Below are 22,741 nucleotides of genomic sequence, written 5' to 3' on the forward strand. Positions count from 1 at the left end.
GTAATGCGCCAAAATCACAGGCTGCTGCTTTAATATCTTATAGTGGGACAACATTGGATTCGGCGCCTGGTTTTGGTATAAATTGGCTGAAGTATTCCCTCAGCTCCGGATGGTACGCATATATATACACACCTTTAATCGCCCGGTGCATAACAATTCGATATATGTTAATTATGTATTCCTTTAATTCTTCCGGGTCAGTAACTCCTCTTTTACCTTCAGTATCACAGTAATTGTCCCTGATGATAACCATCTCATTCTTTTCCTTATCGTAAGTTATTTCTCTTCCAAAAATAATCCCTGCATAGTTCAGATCATAACCCTGTGTGGTATGAATACAACCTATTTCATCGGGGGCATTTTCAGAATTTATCCAGTCAGCTGTTATCGAATTCCATCTGTACCATTCATTCTCCAGGAAAATATCAAATAACTCCGGATTCTTCTTGGAACGCCATTCCCATGAATATCCCGCAACCATTCTCGACAACCCTGTTTCACTATCACGTTGCTGTATTTCTCTCCGCATTTGGGTTACAGAATCGAACAACAGACATTCATATTTCCTGGACCTATATTTTTCAGTTCCGGGAGGCAACGCGCAATCAAGCAGCATTGTTGAAAATTTGATGTATCGCTCTCCGCCCAAAACCCGCATTTGTTTTTTCAGGCTTTGCACCTCGGTACTTTCAATGGATTTAAGTTCTTTAAAATCGTTGGATCTCACATCGGAAGGTTTTATGGTCTGTTTCTCATCATAAAACATGATCAGTTTATCACTCTTCAATTTGACCCAATCCAACTCCGTATGTTTGTCTCTATCGAAGTTCAATACTCTACTGGTATTATTAAAAGCTCCAATATAAGAACCCAGGTTTCGCCCACGGCGCAACCTGTGGGCTTCATCCACAAGTATTATATCGTAGTGCACTTTTTTTACTTCCGCGGGGCTTATTACCATCGAAGGTCTTAAACCCTTCACTTTGCGGAAAACTTTCATGACCGTTTCGCGAAAAGAAGTCATCGGTATAACCAATGCCAGTTTCGGATTTTCATATTTGTTTTTAAGTGCGCGGACTAATTCAATAAACAAAGGCTCCTCATTACCAAAATAACGGTAATTAAATTCACCCATATCCGTCATCAATAACTTAAAAAGGTGAATAGCCAGTAAGGATTTACCAGTCCCTGCACCTCCTTCCGCAATGATTGTTTTTGTATTTGAATTTAACAGAGCCTCCATTATATGGAACAAGCCTCTGTACTGCTCACTGTTGAGGGACCTAAACGGGGAGTATTTAAATAAATCAGAATTGTCAATATAAGATATCGCTTGAAATGCAATCCGTCCGGGCTCCGGCTCAGATCTTAGTTTTTCCCAAATGTCATTGAATAGTTGCCAGTATATATCTGATTTCTGGTAATAGTTGTGCTTGGACAAGCCGATATTTGAATTAAGTAATTTCCAGCTTTTTGTTAATTCTTCTTCGCCAGCTGGGTATTCGTCAGCAGAGATATATTTAATAAGGTTGGATTCAATATCCAGCGTCGCTGATTTATTAAAACTGTCACTGAATATGATATGAATGGTTGACATCTCCTTTTTATCGGCCGTCCTGAGATGGGTCACCATTCTGGTATAAAAATCGGATGTCTCGCCCACATATAAACTTTTTTTTGCACTATTGCTTAGAATGTAAATGATTGGCCAATTGTCTTTCAGGTAATAGATGCTATCAATTGTGTCCAGCAATTGGTCATCAAAAGCATATCGGTGTATCGAAAATTTCAGACCCGGGCTCATAGGTCGTTATATTTTCGGGCCGTTCCCTTCGCCTTATCAACCGGGTATTTCTCTCCATTCTTTGATATCTTTTCCAGCATTATTTCCTTAATATCAAAACCATACTTATTGGCCATCAGAAAAGAGTAAGCCAGGACATCCGCCAACTCTTCTTTTACTTTCTCCAATTTTGCTTCTCCGGCTTCTTTCCAGAGAAATAATTCCAGCAGTTCCCCAGCTTCAACATTAATTGCCAGTGCCAAATCTTTGGGATTGTGAAATTGATCCCAATCACGATCATTCCTGAACTTTACCAGCTCATTTATTATTATATCAATATCGGACATAAGATGGATGTATGAATTATTAAAATGCCTGACCAGCTATTAAATTTATAATATTTTTATCATTTCCGGGGGAGAAAGCTCACAGCCAGGCATAGTATTTTGTCTGCTGTACATATACAACAGACAAAATGAAAACATTGATGTAGTGGAGGCGAAGAGTATTTTCTGTGCTGAATTTATATTAACAAACAAATTTGTATGCACAAAAAAAGAAAATCACGGACAGCTGGTATGTGATTGCCTTGCGCTATCATCTCCCCCAACTGATCTCCACCCGGATACCATCCGGGCTGTTATCGAATTGCAGGAAACAGGTTTTGGAAGAAACATCCCAGGAAACGGATGCGGGTGTTATTTTTTCGCCGCCCGGCCCGGTGAGTATCGTCTCGCGTGGCTCCGACGGCAGCAGGATGCGCATCGCATTTACCGTTCTTGCAGGACTTTTAACAACAAACCGGTAAGAGCCGGGTTTCCTTTCTTCTTCATAAACCCTTGAGGCAGCGGCCAGCACCTGCGGCACGGCCGGCTGTTTCACCCTTGCCACGTTCAGCAAAAGCGCCTGCCTTCCCGGCTCTACAGATTTACTGGCCAACACGGGCAGCGTGGGATCAAAAAGATCGATCACAGGACCCTTAACAACAAAAGGTTCCTTCTCCGCGCTTTCATCCATCACCGCCACCACATCGTACATGCCCCTTGAGACATGAAGACTGTTGCTGACCAGGAGTTTACCTGCTTTCGCATTTTCTTCATACGCTTTCCGGACCAGCTCCACATAAGCCTTTGCTCCGCCTTCGTTCATTACAAACTCTTTGGGATGCTGCCGTATGACATATACAAACCCTTTCCCCACACGCGACTCCGGTTGCGCAGGATTGATGCCTAACAGGCGGAACAGGTGCTCAGACGGCGCTTTAAAATGATTGCCTTTCGTATTCCACCACTCCTGTACGGTCTGGTACGGATCATCGTCCCGGCCGCAATAAATGAGCACACCACCGTTCTTCACCCAGGCGGCCAGGTGCTGGTGCACATCCGGCGACATCGGCTTCATGTTCGAGTAGCTCATCACCAGTACTTTGATGTCTTTCAGCGTTGCTTTATAGGACAGGTTTTCCATGTGTACGGTCTGCACAGGCACGCCCAGTTTTACAAGCGGCAGCGTCTGGCCATAGAAATTGGAAAACTGCGGATCTTCAAAACCCTGGTGCGTCGGGAAACGCTGAAACATCATGGAATTTCCCATCAGCACACCAATCCCGTTCACGCCGGACACCTTGTTTTCAGACACCGGCATACTGTTCAGCGCATTGACCATGATCTGCATCTGGGTAGAATAATATTTCGGGATCAGGATGCTGGAATCGCTGTTGGGCAATTTGTAGGGTCGCGTGTAGATCCGCTCCGGCCAGGGCATCACCTCATAATCCGCCACTGTCGGGTATAGCAGCTTGGCGGTGAAAGTAGCTTCGTAATTCCGTTTATAGTCACCCCAGTCGCGGGGCCAGTCTTCTATCGGGTCTGTAAGCAGGAATATCTTCCGGCCGGTGGGTGCCGTCATGGAAATCATGGAGCCGTATTCCAGGAATGCGTTCTCAAATACCCGTTCTTTCCGGAGGCCGTTGTAAAACGTAGGCTCACGGGAAGTGCCCGTCCATACCTGCGCAATATAGCCGTCGATGCTGGGAAGCGAAGCCAGGCTGGCCTCCGGGCTCACGATCTGCCAGGAGGAATAATTCACCAGCGAATGCGTGGGGATATACACCTTCACATCCATTCCTTTCTGCTTCCCATACGCCTTCGCGTACTCCGATACTTCCTTGATGGCGTTGTAATAAAGATGATACTTCAGTTTGCTGGACAGGTAAGTGTTTTCAGGCGAGGTGTGCTGCGGCCTCCAGGGAAAGCCGTAATAACGCTGCCATTCCTGTTTAAAAACCTCCCCGTATCCCGCCCGCATCCAAAACTCCGGCTCTTCCAGGTGGATGTAGCTGATGCCCGCATCGATCACTTTTTTCACAACGCCTTCCTTCATGTAGGCGATAAAGGTACTTTCCGGCACCACGTATGGCACGTTCCGGCCATGCCAGATGGTATCGCCGTCCCGCTCTACCTGGCCGATGCCGAAATGGTTCTTTCCATCCCATTTTCCGGTAAAGTAGTCCTCGTACGATCCCCACGCGATGCCGGTCATAAAGTGGGTCTGGTAGCCGCGGTCCCTCCACGATTGCACGCGCTGTCCGAACGTCATGCCGCGGCGGTCACCCGCTCCGTAAACAATAGCGATATCCGAACGGACATCAATTTCAGGGGTCCACGCACTGCTGGTCTGAAAGGCCGTCTTTTGCTGCGCCGTTGCGGCGCAGGTAAGGCTCAGGATGCAAACAATAGCTATAATCCTTTTCATCAGGGTATATTGATGGTTTTGATGGTGGTGTAGTTATAATATTTCAGGCCATAGTCCACCCGTGCACCCACCCGCAGGTAAAAGGCACGGGAACCGGGTATCCTGTCTTTTGTGGTGAGGGTAACGGTCTGTCCCAGCTGATCGTTCCCCGTGGTGCCATCGTAGTTCACCTGCGTGGAGTATTTGTTGTCATAATTGTTATTGCCAACGTAGGAAACAGGATTCACAAAAAGAAATACGTCCGTCACATTCGCATGGAACGCGGTATTGGCGGTGCCGCGGATAAACCGCGCCTGTACCGTAATAGTAGCATCGGTGCTGTTATACACCGGTTCTCCCACCCATTCCACTTTCAGGAAAGGCTCTACTTCAAAATCCACATTGGTGTTCCCCGAAATATCCATGGTCTTGCGGTTGTCCACCGTTACCTGGCCGGAACCATCATATTGCACGAGCGGCACAAAGGGGCCTTCCACGGAAACGCGGTAATTCCCTTTGAAGATCTTCGTATTACGGAAAGTCCCGTCCTGCATGGTGAAGAAATAATACGGCGTAGGCGTGCTGCTCCAGCTCAGCTCTTCCAGCACGAGGCGGATGCCCCTGTCCCCCGCTTCTGATTGCAGGTTGCTTTTTGTGCCTGCGTCTTTCACGTTACCGGCGAGCGTTTCAGACGGTTCTGGATAATCGTCGAATTCTTTGTTGCAGGCGCTGGCCAGCAGTATCAGTATAAATAAGCCTAAATAGCAGATCAACTTTTTCATGACATTGGTTTTTACAACATTAATAGCCTGGGTTCTGGATCAGGTTCTGGCTTTTGGATATTTCAGAACCGGGAATTTCCTGGTAATACCAGCGCGTATCGAACGTATAACGGGAGTTCCTTTCGTCCGGCCTGGCGTCAAAGAAATATTTACCGGCCTGGGCCGCATAGAATGGCATCAGTGTTCGGTAAATAGTGCCGTTCTGTTCCCTGTCAAGGATGCGCCATCTTTTGAGGTCCCACCATATTTTGTTTTCAAACCCCAGCTCTTTCCTTCTTTCATTGCGGACGATATTAATATTATTAAGCGCGGCCACGGATGCCAGCAGATCGGCGCCTGCTCTTTCGCGTATCCGGTTGATAAGGGTGAAAGCTTCCTGCTGGTAACCCGCCCCGGTTTGCCCTGCCGCATACAGTTCATAAGCGGCTTCTGCGCGGTTCAGCAACACTTCGGCATACCGCATTTCAATCCAGGTCTGATCCGAACGGTTCTCCAGCACTTCGGAAGTAGGCCTTTCGGGATCGAGGTATTTCCGTACCGAAAAGCCGGATACGGAACAGGTGCCATCCGCGGTAAAGACGCCGCTCAGTCCGGCGGGGTTTTTCTTCGACCCGTCAGGGAGCGTGTAAGGCGTTTGTTGTGCATTGGCTGAAGACACGATATTGGCGGAAGGATAAGGCGAGGTGGAACCTTCAGGCAATAAACGGCTGATACCGCCCGTTACACTGCCGGTATAAATACCACGGTATATTTCAATGCTCTGGTTTTTGAACATATCTCCCGGAACGATCACCGTAGCGCGCAACCGTGGCTCCGCGTTTGCGAAAAGGTCCAGCGTGTTGTCGTAAAGGATGTATTTACCGCCGGCATCCAGTGTCTGAAGCGTGCCATCGGGTTTCTTCGGGATACCGTCGAACAGCTCCACGAAATTCAGCGTGGGATTCACTTCCGCGGAATACCCATTCCCTCCCATCAGCTGGCGCGGAACGTTGTAGGCATCATAACCATGAACGGTTTCGGGGTATTGATAATCTTTCACCAATATATTCTCCGGGCTGGTTTCATCAAAAAACAGGTCGATGTAATTCTGCATCTGCGCCTGTTTATCGCTTGCCGCCCAGCTTTTCAGGTAGAGGCTGTAATGACCGTCCAGCAGACCGGCCGCATCGTAGGCTGCTTTAAAATAATCATTTGCCCTGGTAGCCGGGATGCCGCAAAGCCGGTTCTGACTACCGTCGAACAGTTGTACCTGGTTGTATTTCGCGATAGAGCCCGCATACAACATGGCGCGTGATTTAAATGCGGCGGCAGTGTATTTGTTTGCCCGCCCTATCTCGCTGGAAGGTTTCATGTTTTCGTATGCGAAATCAAGATCATCGGCGATAAAGTCGTACACTGCTTCTTCGGAGGCTCTCGGGATCTTCAGTTCGTCGATACTCTGGTCCGGGTAATTCAGCACTTTATCCACGATCGGCACACCGCCGTATCTTTTCGCGAGCGCCATGTAGGTCATTGCGCGGATGAAGCGGGCTTCTCCCAGCCAATGATTCACATCCGCCTCCGGGAAACTTCCGGCATAGGAAGGCATCGTTTGCAGGAAATAATTCGCCTCGCGGATCAGCGGGTAGGCACGCTCCCAGAAGTTGAACTGCTCCGCGGTAGCGCCGTTCAGATCGCGGCTCAGCGCCTCGCCGGTGTTCGCGGGGGTAGGATTGATGATCCAGAAGTGATTGGTGCCCCTGGTGGGTGAATAACGGAAATCTTCCATCGGCAACTCGCTGTAGCAGCGGGCCATATAGATCCTTATGCCGCCTTCCGTGGTAAATACGTCTTTGTCCTGGATCACGTTCATCGGCGGAATGTCCAGGTCGGTGCAGGAAACCTGGCCGATAATGCAGACAATGACTAACAGGAATATCTTGCGTTTCATAACATTAAAATTTAACGTTCAGGCCTACGGAAAAAGTCCGGTTGAGCGGATACAAATAGCTGTACAGGGTGGCCGGATGTTCCGGGTCCACGTATTTGATATCCGTGATCGTGATCAGGTTGTAGCCGTTTATAAAAGCTCTCACGCCATGCAGCCCGATCCTTTGCGCCAGTTTTTCAGGAAGCGAATACCCTATCTCGGCGCTTTTCAGGCGCACATACGAGGCATCTTGCACGTTGAAGCCGGAGTTCTCATCCGGTACGGTGCCGGTATAGCCGTACTTCCCGGGTATCCAGCGGATATTCGGATCGTAAGGATCAGCCTTCGGATCTTCCGGGTGCCACCTGTCCAGGAACAGGGCCAGGCCGCTGCCGCCGCCCCAGAGGGATTCGCGCAGCTGCTCGTTGTATCCTATGTTCACCAGGCTGGCGCCCTGTATAAGCAGGTTCAGGTCTATCCCCCTCCAGGAGCCGCCCAGCGTAAGACCGTAGTTGACCATCGGGATGCCGTTGTACGCAATGGGATGCACATCCAGGTCGCTGATCATGCCGTCGCCATTCCAGTCTTCGTAGGAATAATCGCCGGGAAGGGTGCCTCTTCCCACGAAGGTTTTGCTGCTGAGAATGTCATCCCAGGAACCGAAACGGCCGCCCGCACCAAGACCCCAGCGGGCATTGTTAAAACGGTTGTTGGAATTCTGCCGCCAGTTTTCATAAGAGTTGCCTGCGGCTGAACGTTCCACATAACGGTTGCGAGTGCGGGTATAAGAGTAAATCGCTTTGGCGTAGTATACGAATTCCCCGATCTTGTTCCCGTGGTTCACTTCCACTTCTATCCCCTGTGAGCGGTTGCTGTTGAGGTTTTCCTGCGGCAGGGCGGCCCCCACCACACCCGGCAGGCTTTGCGCGCGCGTGGTGAGCAGGCCGGTGCCATTGCGGCGGAATACATCCACCGTTACACCGAGCAATCCCCGCCATGCATCGATGTCTATACCGATGTTCGCCGTTTTGGCCACGAACCAGGTGATATACGGATTGGGAATGCCTTTGCTTTCCAGTGAGTTGATAAACTCCCGGTCGAAGATATGCCCGGGTGGCAACTCGTTGTTGTTGCCGGCGGCAGGATACAGATAACCGGTGATGAACTGGTAGGCGATAGCGCCATCGTCCCCCAGCTCTCCGTAGGAAGCGCGGATCTTCAGGTTGTTGATCATGCGCAGCGCCGGGGAATTTTTCCAGAAGCCCTCCTCCGAAATCCTCCAGCCCACAGACGCACCAGGGAAAAAACCGAAACGTTTATCTTCCGGGAACTTAGAGGATCCATCACGGCGGAAGCTGGCTTCCAGCAGGTATTTCGACTTGTATGCATAATTCAGCCTGCCCACCAGTGCGCGGTTTGCATTGCGGTACAGGTCATTCAGGGAGGAAGACATATTGCCTTGCTGGTTTGTGCTGTTACCGGCCATCAGCTGGTCTACCGCGAGGGAAAGCTCTCGCTGGGCGTAGAAGTTATCGCCGGAGCGCACGTAGTTTTCATACAATAGCAGCGCGCTTACATCATGCACGGAATTAAACTTATGGTCGTAAGTAGCGGACAGCTGGAAGAGCGTGTTCGGCCTTTCGAAATATTCCCGCCGCAGGTTGGACGGCGATTGCTGCGCCCTGGCGGTGTATACGTCTGAGGCCCCGTCGTAGGTATATTGATTGTATTGTTGTTGGTAAAGTTTATTCGTATAGCTGTTGTAATCATAACTATACATTCCTTTAAACTTCAGCCCGTTGAGGAACGGCGCCTGGTAGGTGGCCGATACTGAAGACTGGAACCAGCGGTTCATAAATACTTTATATCCTGAAATATTCTTGTCGGACATCGCTACCGGATTCGTTCCATCCACGGGCGTATGCGCGAGATATTCGGGGTTATTGTTCGCATACACCGGTTCCAGCGGATTCTGCCGCCAGAATGAGCGGATGATCCACCAGGAGTCCTGGTAGGGTTGGTTTTTCTGATCAAGAATACCGGTGACATTCAGCTCCACGGAAAGATCTTTGGTCACTTTGCCGGTGATGTTGGAGCGTACATTGTAACGTTTGTAATTCAGATCTCCCGTCCTGAGGAAACCCTGCTGCTCCATGTATCCGAGGCTCACGTAATAACTGATGTCTTCACTGCCGCCGGAAGCGTTGAGGTTGTGCTGCATTTGCGGCACCACGTTTTTGATCACGGGCGAATACCAGTCGGTGCTTTGTTTGGAGCCATTACGGTAAGCCTCAAAATCTGCGTCGGTGTATGCCAGGCGACCGCCGTTCACGTTATGCATCAGTTTTTCGTTCACGAGGGTCATGTAGCCGATGGCGTCCAGGGAGCGCGGCAGGCCGGAGGGCGTCTGCCAGGTATAGGTTCCGTTGTAGGTAAGCTGACGGCCTGTTTTTCCGCGCTTGGTGGTCACCAGCACCACGCCGTTCGCCGCACGCACGCCGTACACAGCCGCGGAGGCGTCTTTCAGCACGGAAATATTTTCAATATCGTTCGGATCGAGGCGGGCGATATTGTCACGCGGAATACCGTCTATGATCATGAGCGGCGCACCCAGCCCGCGGATATCGAAGTTGTTGTCAAAAGACCCGGGCTCGCTGCTGTTCTGCACGATGCGGAGGCCGGGCACTTTACCCGTCAGCATATTCAGCACGCTTTCATTTTTTGTGGTGTTGATCTCCGCACTGTTCACCGATGCCACGGAACCCGTAAGGGTCGCTTTTTTCTGTACACCATACCCCACCACCACGAGGGTGGTCAACGCTTTGTTTTCCACCGCCAGCTTCGCATCCACGGTGCTTCTTTTCTGGATAGGCACTTCCTGGCTGATATAGCCGATGAAAGAGAACACCAACGTTTCATCGCCAACGGGTACGGACAATACATAACTACCGTCGTCGCGCGTGGCAGTGCCCTTGGAAGTGCCTTTCACCGCGACGTTCACACCGGGCAGCGGTTCGTTGTTTTCCCCCACCACCTTTCCTTTCACCGTAAAAGCGCTTTGGACCGTACTGCTACGGGGCTTTATCACAATGGTATTTTCCCGGATGGTATAATCCAGCGGCTGGCCCGCGAAGCAGAGCTTCAGTACTTCTTCCACCGTGGCGTCTTTCACCGAAATGCTGACCGGCCGGGCCGCCGCCAGCTGTGCATCGTTGTACAGCAGCTTATAGCCGCCCTGTTTTTTTAATTCCTGCAACACTTCTTCAACCGAAGCGTCTTTGACCCTCAGCGTGATCAACTGTGCAAATGCCGATGCCTGCACCTGCAGAAATGCGATAATACATAACGCGAAAGTCAGTTTCCCATAAATGAGGAGTTTGAATGTGTGGAACCGTTGCATAGCATACGTTTTGGCTGTGTGGTTTACAATAAATGGTATATCTGTCAATGTTAGCGGGACACCTGGATGGTGCCATCTTTCAGTTCGAAACGAATACTTTCTGTCAGCTCAAGCATCTGGAGTACGCCGGATACATTGCTGTACCGGGATATGGTGCCGGAAAAAGTGGTGCCGGGCATGCCGGCCGCGTACACGGGTTTTACATCATACCAGCGGGAGAGCTTTCGCATGATGCCCTGGATGTCTTCATTGTCAAAAATAAAAAGGCCGTTTTTCCAGGCTACTGCTTCTTCCACGTTGGCCGTGCGGGTGGTGATGGTATTGCCGATGAGCGCCTGCATACCGGGCTTGAGAAGGTGCCGGCCAGACGGGTTGCTGACCGCTACGCTGCCTTCCAGGAGGGTCACTTTACTTTTTGTTTCATCAGGATACGCCATCACATTAAAATGCGTACCCAGTACTTCTACCGAATTGCCGTTAAAAGCAACCTTAAATGGCCGGGCTTTGTCCGGCGCCACTTCAAAATAAGCCTCACCGGTAATTTCCACCTGCCGGTCCTGCCCGGTGAATAACGAAGGGAATTTCAGGGAGCTGGCGGCATTGAGCCATACACCCGTGCCGTCGGAAAGGGTGATCCTGAATTGGCCTCCCACAGGGGTGGACAGCGTATGCATCTGCACCTCTTCCGGGCTGGAGCCGGTGCTGTAGGCCAGGGCGCTGCTATCCAGCTTCACGGCCTGTATGCCTCCCTGGCTGAAAAGTATGCCGTTCGCGCTGCTGTCCAGCACAATACGCTGGCCGTTGCCAAGCGTCAGCACAGCACGGTTGCCGCCGGGAGGCCGGTCGTTTTCATGTTGCGTTATAAAAGAAGGGGAAGGAACAGTTGAAGATGATCTTGCCAGCCACCATGCCAATGCGGCTATGAGCAGTACGGCGGCGGCAGCGGCGGCCACCCTGAGCATACGTATCCGCCCGGATTTCCTCCAGCCGATCTTCCGCTCAATGGCGTCCAGTATTTTTTTCTCGTGAAGATCGGCGCTTTCAGCCAGTGCCGGCGGCACTTCCAGCGGCAGCCCGTCATCATACGCCAGCCATGCAGCCAGTTCGGCGGACTCTTCAGGAGAGATCGTGCCTTGCAGCTGTTTTTGAGCCAGGTAGCGGTAACGTTCGTTCGTGGAATGATCTTGCATCAGCAAAGAGTTTCTGATACAAGGTCAATTGAAAGGAAGGTTTCCCTGAACGGGAATGAAAATATTTTTCCGGAATTTCAAAAGAAGGTCATCAGCATCCGGGAAATAAGTTGCCCGAGGCCGGTCCGTAAAACTCTAAGCGCGCGGCTGATATGGGTTTCCACTGTTTTTTCCGAAACGTTCATATACCGGGCGATCTCCCGCTGGCTGTAGCCTTCTCCACGGAGCCGGTAAGCGATCCGGCATTTTTCCGGGAGCCCGGCTACTATTTTCTCCAGCCATTCCCGCAGCTCTTCAAATCCAAGCCATTCTTCCGTGGAGCGGTCCGCGGCGGAGAGACTACGGGCGGTATCGCGAAGATAGATCTGAGCTTTTCTTTGCCTGGCAAGGAAATTCAGGATACGGTACCTGACGGCCACCACCAGGTAACCAGCCAGTTCCTGCCGTACCTCCAGCGTTTCACGGCGCTGCCACAGGTCCACAAATACGTCCTGCACAATGCTTTCGGCTTCGGAAAGGTCCTCCAGCTTTTTCCCCGCTATGTAAAGTAATTTATCCCAGTACCTTTTATAAATCTCCCGGAAGGCATGATCCTCCCCGTTCCGCAAAAGTTGCAACAGCTCTTCATCACCGTAGAATTGTAAATTGATGTTTGCCATCAACGTAAGTATTAGATTTCGGTTTAATGGAATTGAGCCAGGTTAAAGCTACCTTACCACAAACTTAGTGCTAAATCGTTGATGCAGGGATTAAATATTTTTTTGAGTGATACGGTTGAAACGGATCTTATTCATTTTCAGCTATGGTAGCCGCCGGATCCTGATATCCCTGAACCATACCTTATCGCCATGGTCCTGGAGTGATATATGTCCGGACCGGCGCTTCCCATATTGCGGCATAACGGCAAACTTGCTTTTACCGACCAGTTTTTGCCATTCGTCGCTGCCGATCTGGTAATCCTGTACCTTTTTCCCGTTCAGCCAGTGCTGTATGTGGCCGTTCTTTACTTTCAGCCTGAAGCTGTTCCATTCCCCAGCGGGTTTTACCGCATTGACCAGCGGCGCCATCAGGTCATAGTTTGCCCCGGCCTTGTGCGTCCCTTCCGCTCCTTTTTTTGCATCCGGGTGACGGTCATCGTCCAGTATCTGTACTTCCGGGCCGGTTTCGAATACGTTTTTGTACAATGAATCTTCCGAGACATGGAAAAGTACACCGCTGTTCCCTCCTTCTGTTATTTTCCAATCCAATCGCAGATCAAAGTTTTCGTATTCCTCTTTGGTCACGATGTAGCCGCCGCCTTTTTTCGTGAGCGCCAGCGCCCCGTCTTCGATCTTCCATTCTTCGGGGAAATAATCTTTTTTATAGCCGCGCCAGTGCGCCGTGGATGTTCCATCGAACAACCTGATCCATTTGTGCCCGGATGAAAAACTCCACAGCGGCACCAGCGTGGCTATAAAACATAATATTTTGAGCATCCGCATTTGTTATGATTTCAGATGTAAATGAACAGAGGCCTTTATTTCAGCTTCGTCTGTTATCTCCCCGTTTATCCGCAGCCAGTTGCCAAAATGGGCTACTTTGCAGAAATAATACCCGGGTTTGTCTATCACGGGAAAAGCAGCACCCTCCCTGATCCAGTTAATGCCATCCGGCGATATTTCCACGTACGCGTTTACTTTAGCGTCTTTACCGTTCAGCTCTTCCACGATCAGGAAAAAGATCGCTTCTCCTGCCCATCCCGCTTCCATCGGATGTGAACTGACTGTGCCTTTAAAATGTTTCCTGCGTTCTACCGCAGATGCCTGAAAATGTCTCATATCAACTATCGATCTCTTGTTAAAAATTATTCAGCGGAAATAACCACCGAGTCCGCATAAAAAAACACGCGCCTGTCCATATCGTTTTCCACCCACATGCTGGGGTTAAACAAACCTTTGATCCTTGCATACGGAGCCGTGAGCGTGGGTTTCGTACCCCTGAGGTCAAATATCCTGTCGCCGGACTGCAATTCCACATACTCTCTTTTTTCCGTATCTATCAATAACCGCAGGTAGCTCCAGTTGATCTTATCATCGCTTTCGTTGTAACACAGGTCCTGGTAACCGTTGGGAATCCATTCAAAACCGTCAGTGGAGCCGTCCGGGTGACGGTTGCCGTACCACATCGCATCGATGCCCATTTTGCACCAGTCGTCTTCCACACCATACGCCCATTGTACGTCAGTTACATCTTTTGCCTGGAATATCTGCCAGCGGCGGACCATTTCACCGTTCACCGCATTCACATAACGCGCACCGATAAAATACCGGTACTCGTCATCCTGGATATCGAAGAAGATCCCGAATGCGCGCATCGCCTGTTCGCTCAGGCCCTGACGGTCCTGCTCGGGCGTGTAAGCGTACCACATTTCGTATTGCCGCAGCCCCCTGGGGAGATGTGTGGTGAGCCGTTTGATGCCATGAGAGAGGCTGCCGGGGGCCGGCGCTTCCGTGTAGGGGTTGGCCACGGGGCGCGTGGACAATTTCAGGGAATAGATCCCATCCATGGAGCCGTGCGTGCCCGCCAGCCTGAAACTCGCGCTGCTGAGCATCAGCGGGCCCCATTGCGTTTTGTCCACGTGGCTGTACCGGAGTGTATTAAAATCCTTCCCCACATAATTAGGATGCAGATCCATCCATCCGTTCAGCCCACTGTCAAAATCATCATAACATATGATCTTCTTTAACGGCTGATATTTGCCTAAACCTGCGTCCAGCGCAATCACTTGTTCCATATATTTATTTTTCTTTTTCTTTTAGATGATCGTTGATGGAATAATACGTCAGCCCCTGAAGCCCTCTTCTGCCGGGGAATATGCAGCTGGCGATATAACCGATGATATAACAGCTCAGGAACCCGATAGCGCTGTACAGCCAGAAACTAAGCGGGGTCATCGTTTTCACCAGGTACAGTATCAGCCCGCTGCTGACCGCGCCTATCAGCGCGCCGGTGGCATTCGCTTTCCGGGTGAAAATGCCCAGCATAAACAAAGCGGTGGAAGCACCGATAAAGAGGCCGGTGATCTCCTGGAATACGTCCAGTATGGAATTGACATCCATAAACACCAATACCAATGAAAGCCCCGTGGCAAAAGCACCAAGAATCACCGTTGCGATTTTGGCAACCCTGGCCGTTTGTTTCTGGGTGATATTCTTTTTGAACCTGCCGTAAAAATCCGTTGTAAAAATGGTAGCCACACTATGTATGGAACCTTCCAGCGTGGACATAGACGCGGCAAAGATCGCCGCGATGATCAGCCCGCTAAGCCCTACGGGAGCACGTTGCGCGATGAACATCGGCAAAATCCCATCAGAAGCTATACCGGGGTTGAGCTGATCAGGATGCTGTTTGTAATAAATGTACAGCGCCGTACCCAGGCCGTACACGACCAGGGCCCAGGGGATCGAAACCGCTACATCCGCCCATACGCTGCGTTGCGCCTGTTTGAGGCTGCTGGTGGTCATATACCGTTGCACCACCGCCTGGTCGCTGGTGAGATTGCCCAAACGGATAAATATATTCCCGACAAGGATCACCAGCAGCGAAGAAGATGCAAAATCCCAGTTCGCCTCTCCCAGGCTGAATTTGTGATCAGCGATGCCTTGTGTGAAAAAATCGCCCAGCCCGCCTTTTAAACCGGCAATAGCCAACACAATACACACAATAGCGCCGCCAAACAACAATATAGCCTGCGCCACTTCTATCCAGATCACCGCTTCAATGCCGCCAACGACGGTATACGCGGTGCTCAGCACTCCCATGATCAGGATACAGGTGATAGTATCCAGCGGGGTAACCGCTGAAAGCGCCAGCGACGGCAGATAAAGCACCAGCCCCATACGCGCCAGCTGAAACAGTACAAACACCGATGCCGCAAATAGCCGCGCGCCGGAATTAAAACGTTCTTCGAGATAATGATAAGCACTCGCAACATTGATCTTCCTGATAAACGGGATGTATGCGCGCGTCACGACGGGTACCGCGATAAACCAGGTGAATACCCCGGCGAAATATGCCCAGTTCACGGCATACGCCTTTGCCGGAATACTCATAAATCCAATGGCGCTTACCTGTGTAGCCATAATGCTGATGCCCGCCGCCCAATATGGAATGTTTTTACTGCCAAGCAGATAATCGCCTGAGCTTTGTTTTTTCTTTGAAAAATAAAAACTCATCAGGCCCAGCCCCACGAGGTAAAGCACCAGCGTGCTGTAATCGATCCAGCCGAATTTGCTTTTCTGCTGGGAGGCTTGCAGCGTAGCAGCCTGTATCTGGCTGGTGCGTACGCCCGGGCGAAGTTCCCCACCGGCGAGCAGCAGCCGGCTGTTCCAGCGGACTACGGCAGCGCCCGCCACTCCCGCGGGCATGTGGCTGAATGTCGTCCAGGTATTGGTGATGGTGTGGTACGCCAGCACCTCTTTTGTCATGTGGTAATTTCCCTGCAGCTCAACAGCTCTCTCCGCATCGTGCCCGTCCGATCCACTGAAAAGAAGGATATGCGTTTGCCCGATCGGAATCAAAGAGCTATAAAATGCCGCTCTCGGCAATGCTTCGACAGGTTTCCATTTATTCCGCCGCGTATCGTAGGAGAAAGCGTCTTTCAGATATCCGGCCGCTCCTTTGCCACCGAAGAAATACAAGCAGTCGTACTCCCCGTTGCTCTGGGCGGTCATGGCCGCGCCGAATCTTGCAGCACCGGGCCATGCTGGCAGTGATTGCCATTGCCTGTTGCTTTCCGGCGAAAGATCCAGCCGCCAGAAAAGCTGCTGTGGATTATTATTTCCATCCTGGCCGCCCGCGATATAAATGTGATGGCCAATCCTCGCCGCAGACAGAGAAGCAAGTGCCATGGGAAGCCGGGGAAATATTGTGTCAATACCGACGCTGCCCGATGATGGAGTCCATTTCAGGAAAAACACCCTGTCCGATGTAGTTTTGCCATCTGTTCCGCCCAGTACCAGCAAACCGCCGTCCAGGCTCACTACCGCGGCATTAGCTACAGGTGCGGGCAATCGGCCTGCTTCTATCCATTCTTTTGTGTTTTCGTCTTTCGCTACATAAATACGGTCGTAGACAACCTTTTGCCCGCCTTCCAGGATAGGCCTGTCAAAATTATTGCCGCCGGCAATGATCAACGCCCCGTTGCTGACGCCCGCGATGGCGTGGCTAAGCCCTTCTTTTACCGGCAGATCGCCGGATTTGTCCCAGGATAACCCCTGCGCAGTTGCCTTTGCGGGGATTATCATACATGGGACCACACACAGGACTAATAAATATTTCTTCAGATATCTCTGCATATTACTTTGAATTTTCAAGCAGCCACTTTAAGCTGAACCGTACGAGTGAAACTGTGTCCGGCATGTGTTTTGCACCACCATGACCGTATAAACAGATGATGCTTTTATCCGGCAGCACAGCCAGGTCCGAATACGTGGCACTTCCTTCCTGGAGCAATTTGCTCACGGGCCAGGTCTCACCTTCATCTTTACTTAAACGGATAGTCAGGTCCCGCCTCTTGCCTGGATTGGCAGGTTGGGAAACAAGAATGATGTTTGGTTTTAATGAATAACGCGTCAGGCCGATATCGCAGACGGTGCCGGCAAGACCTTTGTCGTACACGATGGGAGACGACCAGCTGAGGCCTTTGTCTTTACTGATCACCCTCGCCTGGAACGAGCCGTTCTGCGAAGTATGCGTACGCCCGATCAGCATGATATCACCATTCTTTTTCTCTACGATCTGCGATTCATTAAATTCCCCGACAGGAGCATCTCCGCCCAGCTTCCACGTTTTCCCGTGATCATCGCTGTAAATGCAGTTCACACCGTACTTCCGCTCCGCCGCGGCAAAGGAAATGGATTTCCGGTGCCACACCGGAACAACCAGCCGTTTGTTTTTCAGCTGAATGCCATGACCCGGGCCTGGCAAATGAAATGTCCATCCGTGCTGATTCCCGTCGAAAAGGCGGGTGATCTCCGTAGCACCAGACCAGGATTCGCCATCGTCTTTACTGGTCATGTAAAAGACCTGTGTGCTGTCGTTCCGGTGGTTCAGGGCGTAAAAAAGAAACAGCTCGTTTGTTTTATTGTCCTGCACAATCGTCGGGTTGGTCCAGGACTGGCCGTTTTCACTTTTCATGAGGGTCTTTGAGGAGAAGGTATTACCGCCATCCGTACTGCGTTTTAGAGCAATATGATGGGCGCCGTCGTCCGCGCTTTCGGTGATCCGCGCTTCCGCAAATGCCAGTATCGTACCCTTCGTGGTGACTGCCAGGCCGTAAACGAAATGAGCCAGTATATTATCCTCATTTGCTTTCCACAGCACCGTCCTGCGCACGGAATCCTGTCCTTTTGCGAACAGTGCGCACAGCAGCAGGATTGTTGTGAGTATCTTTTTGATATTTACCATTCCGGGTTTTGTTTAATCTTTGGATTGAGTTTGACTTCATTGGCAGGTATAGGGAAAAGCAGGTGTTTATCGCTCACGGGGTACGTCGGATGGATCGCTTTGATAGTCTGTACCAAACGTTTTGTTCTCACCAGGTCAAACCAGCGATGTCCTTCAAATCCCAGCTCCAGCACTCTTTCATTCAGCACCGCATCGCGGAACGATTCTTTTGAGAGGCCTTCCAGGTCCGCGGGTATGGCCGATGGATTTACACCATCCCTGTTCCTCGCCCTTGCCCTGATAGCATTGATCATGGTATATGCATCGGCTGTGGGGCCGGAAATTTCATTCAATGCCTCCGCCCTCATCAGGTACACATCCGCCATTCTCAATACTACAAAATTGCCGGAGAAAGCAGCCGCATCGCGGGTGCTAGCGTTTTTATTGATGTACTTCCTCGCGGGGCTGGGATAAGGCACGGCAAGCTGCTGCCAGGTAATGGTGTTCCCGTTTTTATCCGGTCCGGATGTATAAAACGTACATTGTTTGCGGTAATCGCCGTCCGGGTATTTATTAAAATAATCCACTTCAGCAGCGATGGAGCCGCCATCGGATGCGGCCTGTCCGGGAACCACAAACATTCCTCTCGGTAATGAGAACGCACCCAAAATGCTGTGCTCTCCGGAAGAGATCAGTACGCGGTCACCCTGCCATTCGAACAAAGATTCCCTGTTAAATTCATCTTCCGCACCGGTCGCTTTTTCATAGTCCGGCAACAATGTATGCTGCGGCATAACAATCACCTCGCTGCACAGGTCCGCACATTTCTGGTAATCACCCGCCTGTGCCGCAACGGACGAAGCCCTTGTAAGATACACTTTAGCGAGCAACGCTTTGGCGGCGCCTTTCCTGGCGCGGCCGTTCTGGTTAGTTGGCGCAAGGCGCTCGGCAGCGTAGTTAAGGTCTTCAATGATCTGGCCATACACATCAGCAGCAGGCGATCTTGCAATGTCCACTTCGCTGAGAGAAGTCACCTCAATCGTAACCAGCGGCAGATCGCCCCACAACCTTACACCATAAAAATAATTCATTGCACGCAGGAACCGGGCTTCGGCCAGGTATTGCGACTTCAGGGAATCATTCATTGTTATCCCGGCTACACGGTTTATAACAATATTGGTGGCGTTGATCGCCGCATACATATTATTCCAGACCCTGGACACATCGTCGTTGTCCGACACGTAACTGAATTCATCCAACGGCTTCTGCGCGGTGAGCGTGGGGGCCAGCGCTTCGTCCGAGGCATACCAGGTGAGGTACTGAAGCCTTCTTGCAATAAAAGTTTCACTATTGCTGCCTAGCGCATCGTAAGCGCCTGTAAGGGCAATGAATGCGTCCTCCGCTGTTTTGTAATAGTTCTCAGGCGCCAGGAAGCTCTGTGGTTCCTCTTCCAGGAATTTACTACAGGATGTGAACAACACACCCGCCAGTATACAAAGAAAAATATGTTTCATGATTGGATCCGTTTTTTGTTTAAAACTTCAGGTTGACACCGAACATCAGCGTAGTAGCTGTAGGATAATCCCCGCCGCCGTCGGGGTCATACCCGATGTAATCCGTACTTGTCAAAAGATTCTGCCCGGACACATACACGCTCGACCCCGCCAGCTTCGGCAACAGCGAGGAAGGGAAAGTATAACTGAGCTGCACATTGCGCACTTTCAGGTAAGACGCGCTCATCAGCTGGTAAGTAGACGTGAGCACATTACTGTATCCCGCCCTCGGGATATTACTTTGCGTGTTTTTATCAGACCATCTGTCCTGGAGCTTCACGGATTTATTACCGGAATCTGAAGGATCGGTCAGACCGGTATTTTCCACCCTGTCCGCACCTGCCGCGCCCTGGAGGAATACTGTCAGGGAGAAATTTTTATATCCGAAGGAACTGTTGAACCCGTAAATGAATTCAGGGAGGGAATTACCCATCACGATCCTGTCATCCGCATTCAGAAAACCATCCTGGTTTACATCCCTGTATCTTGCATCTCCTGGTTTTACATTCGTCTGTGCGGTCTGCGCGTCGATTTCGGCCTGGTTGTGGAACACGCCTTCATACACATAACCCAGGTAATTGCCCGGAGGGTAACCTACGAACAAAGTAGTAGAGGTAGCGCGGCCCAGGGAGGTCACCTCCGCTTTGTTTCGCGCGAAATTCAGATCGGCCGTCCAGGTGAAATCACCGGTGAAAATATCTCCGCCAATGTTTGCCTCAAAACCTTTATTCTGCAACCCTCCCGTATTGTACAACGCACTGCTGTAACCGGAGTAAGCCGGCAGATCCACTGTGAACAACAGGTCGCGGGTATCTTTTTTATAATAATCCGCGGTCAGCCGCAAACGGTTATCAAAGAACGCAAGATCCAGCCCGATATCCCATTGCGCTGTTTTTTCCCACTTCAGTTCACCATTGGCCAGCCTCGTATGGCGGGCTGCGGGCACCAGTTTATTGTCGAAGATATAGGTATTGGAAGTGGTAAGCGTAGCAAGCGATTGGTAGCTGCCGATCTCCTGGTTACCCGTAAGTCCGTAGCTGCCCCTGATCTTCAGATCGGAAAGGAATTTCAGGTCTTTCATAAACGGCTCTTCAGACAAGCGGTACCCCGCAGCCACGGAGGGAAAATATCCCCATTTGTTTGCCGCGCCGAATTTTGAGGAACCGTCCGCCCGGAAGGATGCGGTAAGCAGGTATTTGTCATTGTACTGGTAATTCACCCTTCCGAGGAACGATGCCATAGCCCATTCGTTCGCCGAAGAGTTGATGATCGTGGAGCCGGTGGCGCTGCCGATGGAATTCACGCCGAGCCTGTCGTCCGCAAAGCCTGAAGGTTCCGTGGTAGTGCTGAAATCCTGTTCTTTTTGCCAGGAAAAACCGCCCAGTACTTCCAGGTTATGTTTTTCCCGGAAGACCTTTGTGTATCTCACCGTATTTTCATTCAGCACATTGGTCACTTTTCTTTCACCGATCATGCCCAACCCGTTCAGCAAACCGCCGATGTAGGTAGTGGCTTTGGGATAGTACTCCTGGTTGTTCCTGTTGATGAGATTGACGCCCAGCAATGATTTGAAAGTGAGATTTTCCAGCGGCTTATATTCCAGCGATACATTCCCGAGAAAATTATCGCCCTGCAGTTTGTTTTTGATGGTCATTAATGAAGCTACGGGACTTTCCGCCTTTGCGGCATTGTACCAGTAATCTACGTATTCCCCGTTTTCGTCAAACACGGGAACAGTGGGTGAAGTAGCATATATTTTTTCACCGACGGACCGCACATTCCCGCTGCCGGCACCGCTGGTCGGCACCGATTTATTGATGGTGCGGGAAAAAGAAAGTGATTGGGAAAATTTGACTTTTTCGCTGAGCCTGGCATCCGCGTTTACCCGGAAAGAATAACGTTTCAGGTTTGAATTGATCACGATACCGTCCTGGTTAAAATAGTTGCCGGAGACAAAATATTTCAGGTTGCCTTTTGCGCTTGACAGCGAAACCTGGTGATTCTGAATGGCGGCGGACCGGAACAGTTCATCCTGCCAGTCCGTGCCTTTACCAATGGCTGCGGGGTCCGCAAAAGGAGCAGGCAGGTTCCGCGTCCTTGCCCAGTCGTTCAGGTATTCCGCATGCTGCTGGCCGTCCATCAGGTCCAGTTTATTGGCAACGGTCTGTACGCCATAATATCCGTTGTAATCGACCGTCATTTTATTACCTGATCCCCGTTTGGTGGTAATGATAATCACGCCGTTCGAGCCTCTTGAGCCATAAATAGCCGTTGCAGAAGCGTCTTTCAGCACCTGTATGGATTCAATGTCATTCGGGTTGAGCGAGGCGAGCGCGTTGGTTGGGGTAAATGTCCCGTAGGAAGTGCCCGACGGGTCTTTGCTGTTGTTGTACACGGGCACATCGTCGATCACAAAAAGCGGCTCGTTGCCCGCGTTCAGCGAGCTGGCGCCCCTGATCCGGATGTTCAGCCTGCCCCCCGGCGCGCCTGAAGCCTGCGACACATCCACGCCCGCGGCCCTCCCCTGTATCAGCTGGTCTACGCTCACGGCCGGCTGGTTTTTGATCGTGGCCGCCGAAATGGAAGCGATAGAGCCGGTAATGTCTTTCCGCTGCTGTGTGCCGTATCCCACTACCACTACTTCCTGTACGGAAGATGATATGATATCCATCAGGATCTCTATTTCCGATCGTCCCCCGATGCTGATTTCCGTTGTTTTGTACCCGACGTAAGAAACGATCAGCGTACCGTTGGCATCTGAAACGCTGATCTTATAATTTCCCGCGGAATCCGATTTGGCGGCATTGCCTGTTCCTTTTTCGAGGAGGCTTGCCCCCGCGAGCTTTTCACCGTTTTGTGCGGCGATGGTGCCCGTGATAACCCGTTTTTTTTCCTGCGCGCCTGTGGAAAACGCGAGCAGTACGCAAAGCGTAAGTAACGTGGAGAAGATTCTCTTTTTCATGTC

At 50.9% G+C, this 22,741-nt stretch carries 15 protein-coding genes; all 15 read right to left on the minus strand.

The genetic code is table 11. The features are described 5' to 3' along the window. Positions 1–37 precede the first annotated feature (37 nt). Positions 38–1,804, minus strand: a complete 1,767-nt coding sequence (locus EG028_RS10905; protein ID WP_120516492.1) for a DUF2075 domain-containing protein — start codon at positions 1,802–1,804, stop codon at positions 38–40. Next, positions 1,801–2,130: a nucleotide pyrophosphohydrolase gene (locus tag EG028_RS10910; protein ID WP_120516491.1), complete on the minus strand. Its 330-nt coding sequence runs from the start codon at positions 2,128–2,130 to the stop codon at positions 1,801–1,803. The genes EG028_RS10905 and EG028_RS10910 overlap by 4 nt, the downstream gene beginning before the upstream one ends. Positions 2,131–2,380: 250 nt before the next feature. Continuing rightward, the gene (locus tag EG028_RS10915) at positions 2,381–4,537 is read right to left on the minus strand and encodes a hypothetical protein (protein WP_120516490.1); all 2,157 of its coding nucleotides are present in this window, start codon (positions 4,535–4,537) and stop codon (positions 2,381–2,383) included. Then, a complete protein-coding gene (locus tag EG028_RS10920; RefSeq protein WP_120516489.1) occupies positions 4,537–5,298 on the minus strand; it encodes a DUF3823 domain-containing protein in 762 nt (253 codons plus the stop codon). The genes EG028_RS10915 and EG028_RS10920 overlap by 1 nt, the downstream gene beginning before the upstream one ends. Before the next feature lie 19 nt (positions 5,299–5,317). Beyond that, a complete protein-coding gene (locus EG028_RS10925; RefSeq protein ID WP_120516488.1) occupies positions 5,318–7,228 on the minus strand; it encodes a RagB/SusD family nutrient uptake outer membrane protein in 1,911 nt (636 codons plus the stop codon). Positions 7,229–7,232: 4 nt separating this feature from the next. Next, on the minus strand, positions 7,233–10,607 hold the full coding sequence (locus EG028_RS10930) for a TonB-dependent receptor (protein ID WP_120516487.1): 3,375 nt from the start codon (positions 10,605–10,607) through the stop codon (positions 7,233–7,235). Positions 10,608–10,657: 50 nt separating this feature from the next. After that, positions 10,658–11,797, minus strand: coding sequence for a FecR family protein (locus tag EG028_RS10935; protein WP_120516486.1), 1,140 nt, complete (start codon positions 11,795–11,797; stop codon positions 10,658–10,660). Between the two features lie 77 nt (positions 11,798–11,874). Next, positions 11,875–12,456: an RNA polymerase sigma-70 factor gene (locus EG028_RS10940; protein ID WP_120516485.1), complete on the minus strand. Its 582-nt coding sequence runs from the start codon at positions 12,454–12,456 to the stop codon at positions 11,875–11,877. Between the two features lie 141 nt (positions 12,457–12,597). Further along, complete coding sequence (locus EG028_RS10945; protein ID WP_162946449.1) at positions 12,598–13,272, minus strand: 3-keto-disaccharide hydrolase; 675 nt, start codon at positions 13,270–13,272, stop codon at positions 12,598–12,600. 9 nt (positions 13,273–13,281) lie between these two features. Beyond that, positions 13,282–13,614, minus strand: a complete 333-nt coding sequence (locus tag EG028_RS10950; protein ID WP_120516483.1) for a hypothetical protein — start codon at positions 13,612–13,614, stop codon at positions 13,282–13,284. 26 nt (positions 13,615–13,640) lie between these two features. Beyond that, positions 13,641–14,570 (minus strand): DUF6772 family protein, encoded by a 930-nt coding sequence (locus tag EG028_RS10955; protein ID WP_120516482.1) that lies wholly within the window; start codon positions 14,568–14,570, stop codon positions 13,641–13,643. Positions 14,571–14,574: 4 nt separating this feature from the next. Next, positions 14,575–17,082: a sodium:solute symporter family transporter gene (locus EG028_RS10960; protein ID WP_162946447.1), complete on the minus strand. Its 2,508-nt coding sequence runs from the start codon at positions 17,080–17,082 to the stop codon at positions 14,575–14,577. A 52-nt stretch (positions 17,083–17,134) separates the two neighbouring features. Then, entirely contained in the window at positions 17,135–18,244 is a 1,110-nt protein-coding gene (locus EG028_RS10965; protein ID WP_120516480.1) for a sialidase family protein, read from the minus strand. Next, on the minus strand, positions 18,238–19,737 hold the full coding sequence (locus tag EG028_RS10970; RefSeq protein WP_120516479.1) for a RagB/SusD family nutrient uptake outer membrane protein: 1,500 nt from the start codon (positions 19,735–19,737) through the stop codon (positions 18,238–18,240). Before EG028_RS10970 ends, EG028_RS10965 begins: the two co-directional genes overlap by 7 nt. 19 nt (positions 19,738–19,756) lie before the next feature. Beyond that, the gene (locus EG028_RS10975) at positions 19,757–22,738 is read right to left on the minus strand and encodes a SusC/RagA family TonB-linked outer membrane protein (RefSeq protein ID WP_120516478.1); all 2,982 of its coding nucleotides are present in this window, start codon (positions 22,736–22,738) and stop codon (positions 19,757–19,759) included. Positions 22,739–22,741: the final 3 nt, after the last annotated feature.

Source organism: Chitinophaga barathri (genome assembly GCF_003807585.1).
Lineage (GTDB): Bacteria > Bacteroidota > Bacteroidia > Chitinophagales > Chitinophagaceae > Chitinophaga > Chitinophaga barathri.

Excerpts from the sequence above, each read along its gene's own strand:
- EG028_RS10920 (WP_120516489.1), bottom strand. The coding sequence starts at position 5,298 with ATGAAAAAGTTGATCTGCTATTTAGGCTTATTTATACTGATACTGCTG.
- EG028_RS10945 (WP_162946449.1), bottom strand. The coding sequence starts at position 13,272 with ATGCTCAAAATATTATGTTTTATAGCCACGCTGGTGCCGCTGTGGAGT.
- EG028_RS10975 (WP_120516478.1), bottom strand. The coding sequence starts at position 22,738 with ATGAAAAAGAGAATCTTCTCCACGTTACTTACGCTTTGCGTACTGCTC.
- EG028_RS10935 (WP_120516486.1), bottom strand. The coding sequence starts at position 11,797 with ATGCAAGATCATTCCACGAACGAACGTTACCGCTACCTGGCTCAAAAA.
- EG028_RS10925 (WP_120516488.1), bottom strand. The coding sequence starts at position 7,228 with ATGAAACGCAAGATATTCCTGTTAGTCATTGTCTGCATTATCGGCCAG.
- EG028_RS10950 (WP_120516483.1), bottom strand. The coding sequence starts at position 13,614 with ATGAGACATTTTCAGGCATCTGCGGTAGAACGCAGGAAACATTTTAAA.
- EG028_RS10965 (WP_120516480.1), bottom strand. The coding sequence starts at position 18,244 with ATGGTAAATATCAAAAAGATACTCACAACAATCCTGCTGCTGTGCGCA.
- EG028_RS10930 (WP_120516487.1), bottom strand. The coding sequence starts at position 10,607 with ATGCAACGGTTCCACACATTCAAACTCCTCATTTATGGGAAACTGACT.
- EG028_RS10910 (WP_120516491.1), bottom strand. The coding sequence starts at position 2,130 with ATGTCCGATATTGATATAATAATAAATGAGCTGGTAAAGTTCAGGAAT.
- EG028_RS10905 (WP_120516492.1), bottom strand. The coding sequence starts at position 1,804 with ATGAGCCCGGGTCTGAAATTTTCGATACACCGATATGCTTTTGATGAC.
- EG028_RS10940 (WP_120516485.1), bottom strand. The coding sequence starts at position 12,456 with ATGGCAAACATCAATTTACAATTCTACGGTGATGAAGAGCTGTTGCAA.
- EG028_RS10960 (WP_162946447.1), bottom strand. The coding sequence starts at position 17,082 with ATGATAATCCCCGCAAAGGCAACTGCGCAGGGGTTATCCTGGGACAAA.
- EG028_RS10915 (WP_120516490.1), bottom strand. The coding sequence starts at position 4,537 with ATGAAAAGGATTATAGCTATTGTTTGCATCCTGAGCCTTACCTGCGCC.
- EG028_RS10955 (WP_120516482.1), bottom strand. The coding sequence starts at position 14,570 with ATGGAACAAGTGATTGCGCTGGACGCAGGTTTAGGCAAATATCAGCCG.
- EG028_RS10970 (WP_120516479.1), bottom strand. The coding sequence starts at position 19,737 with ATGAAACATATTTTTCTTTGTATACTGGCGGGTGTGTTGTTCACATCC.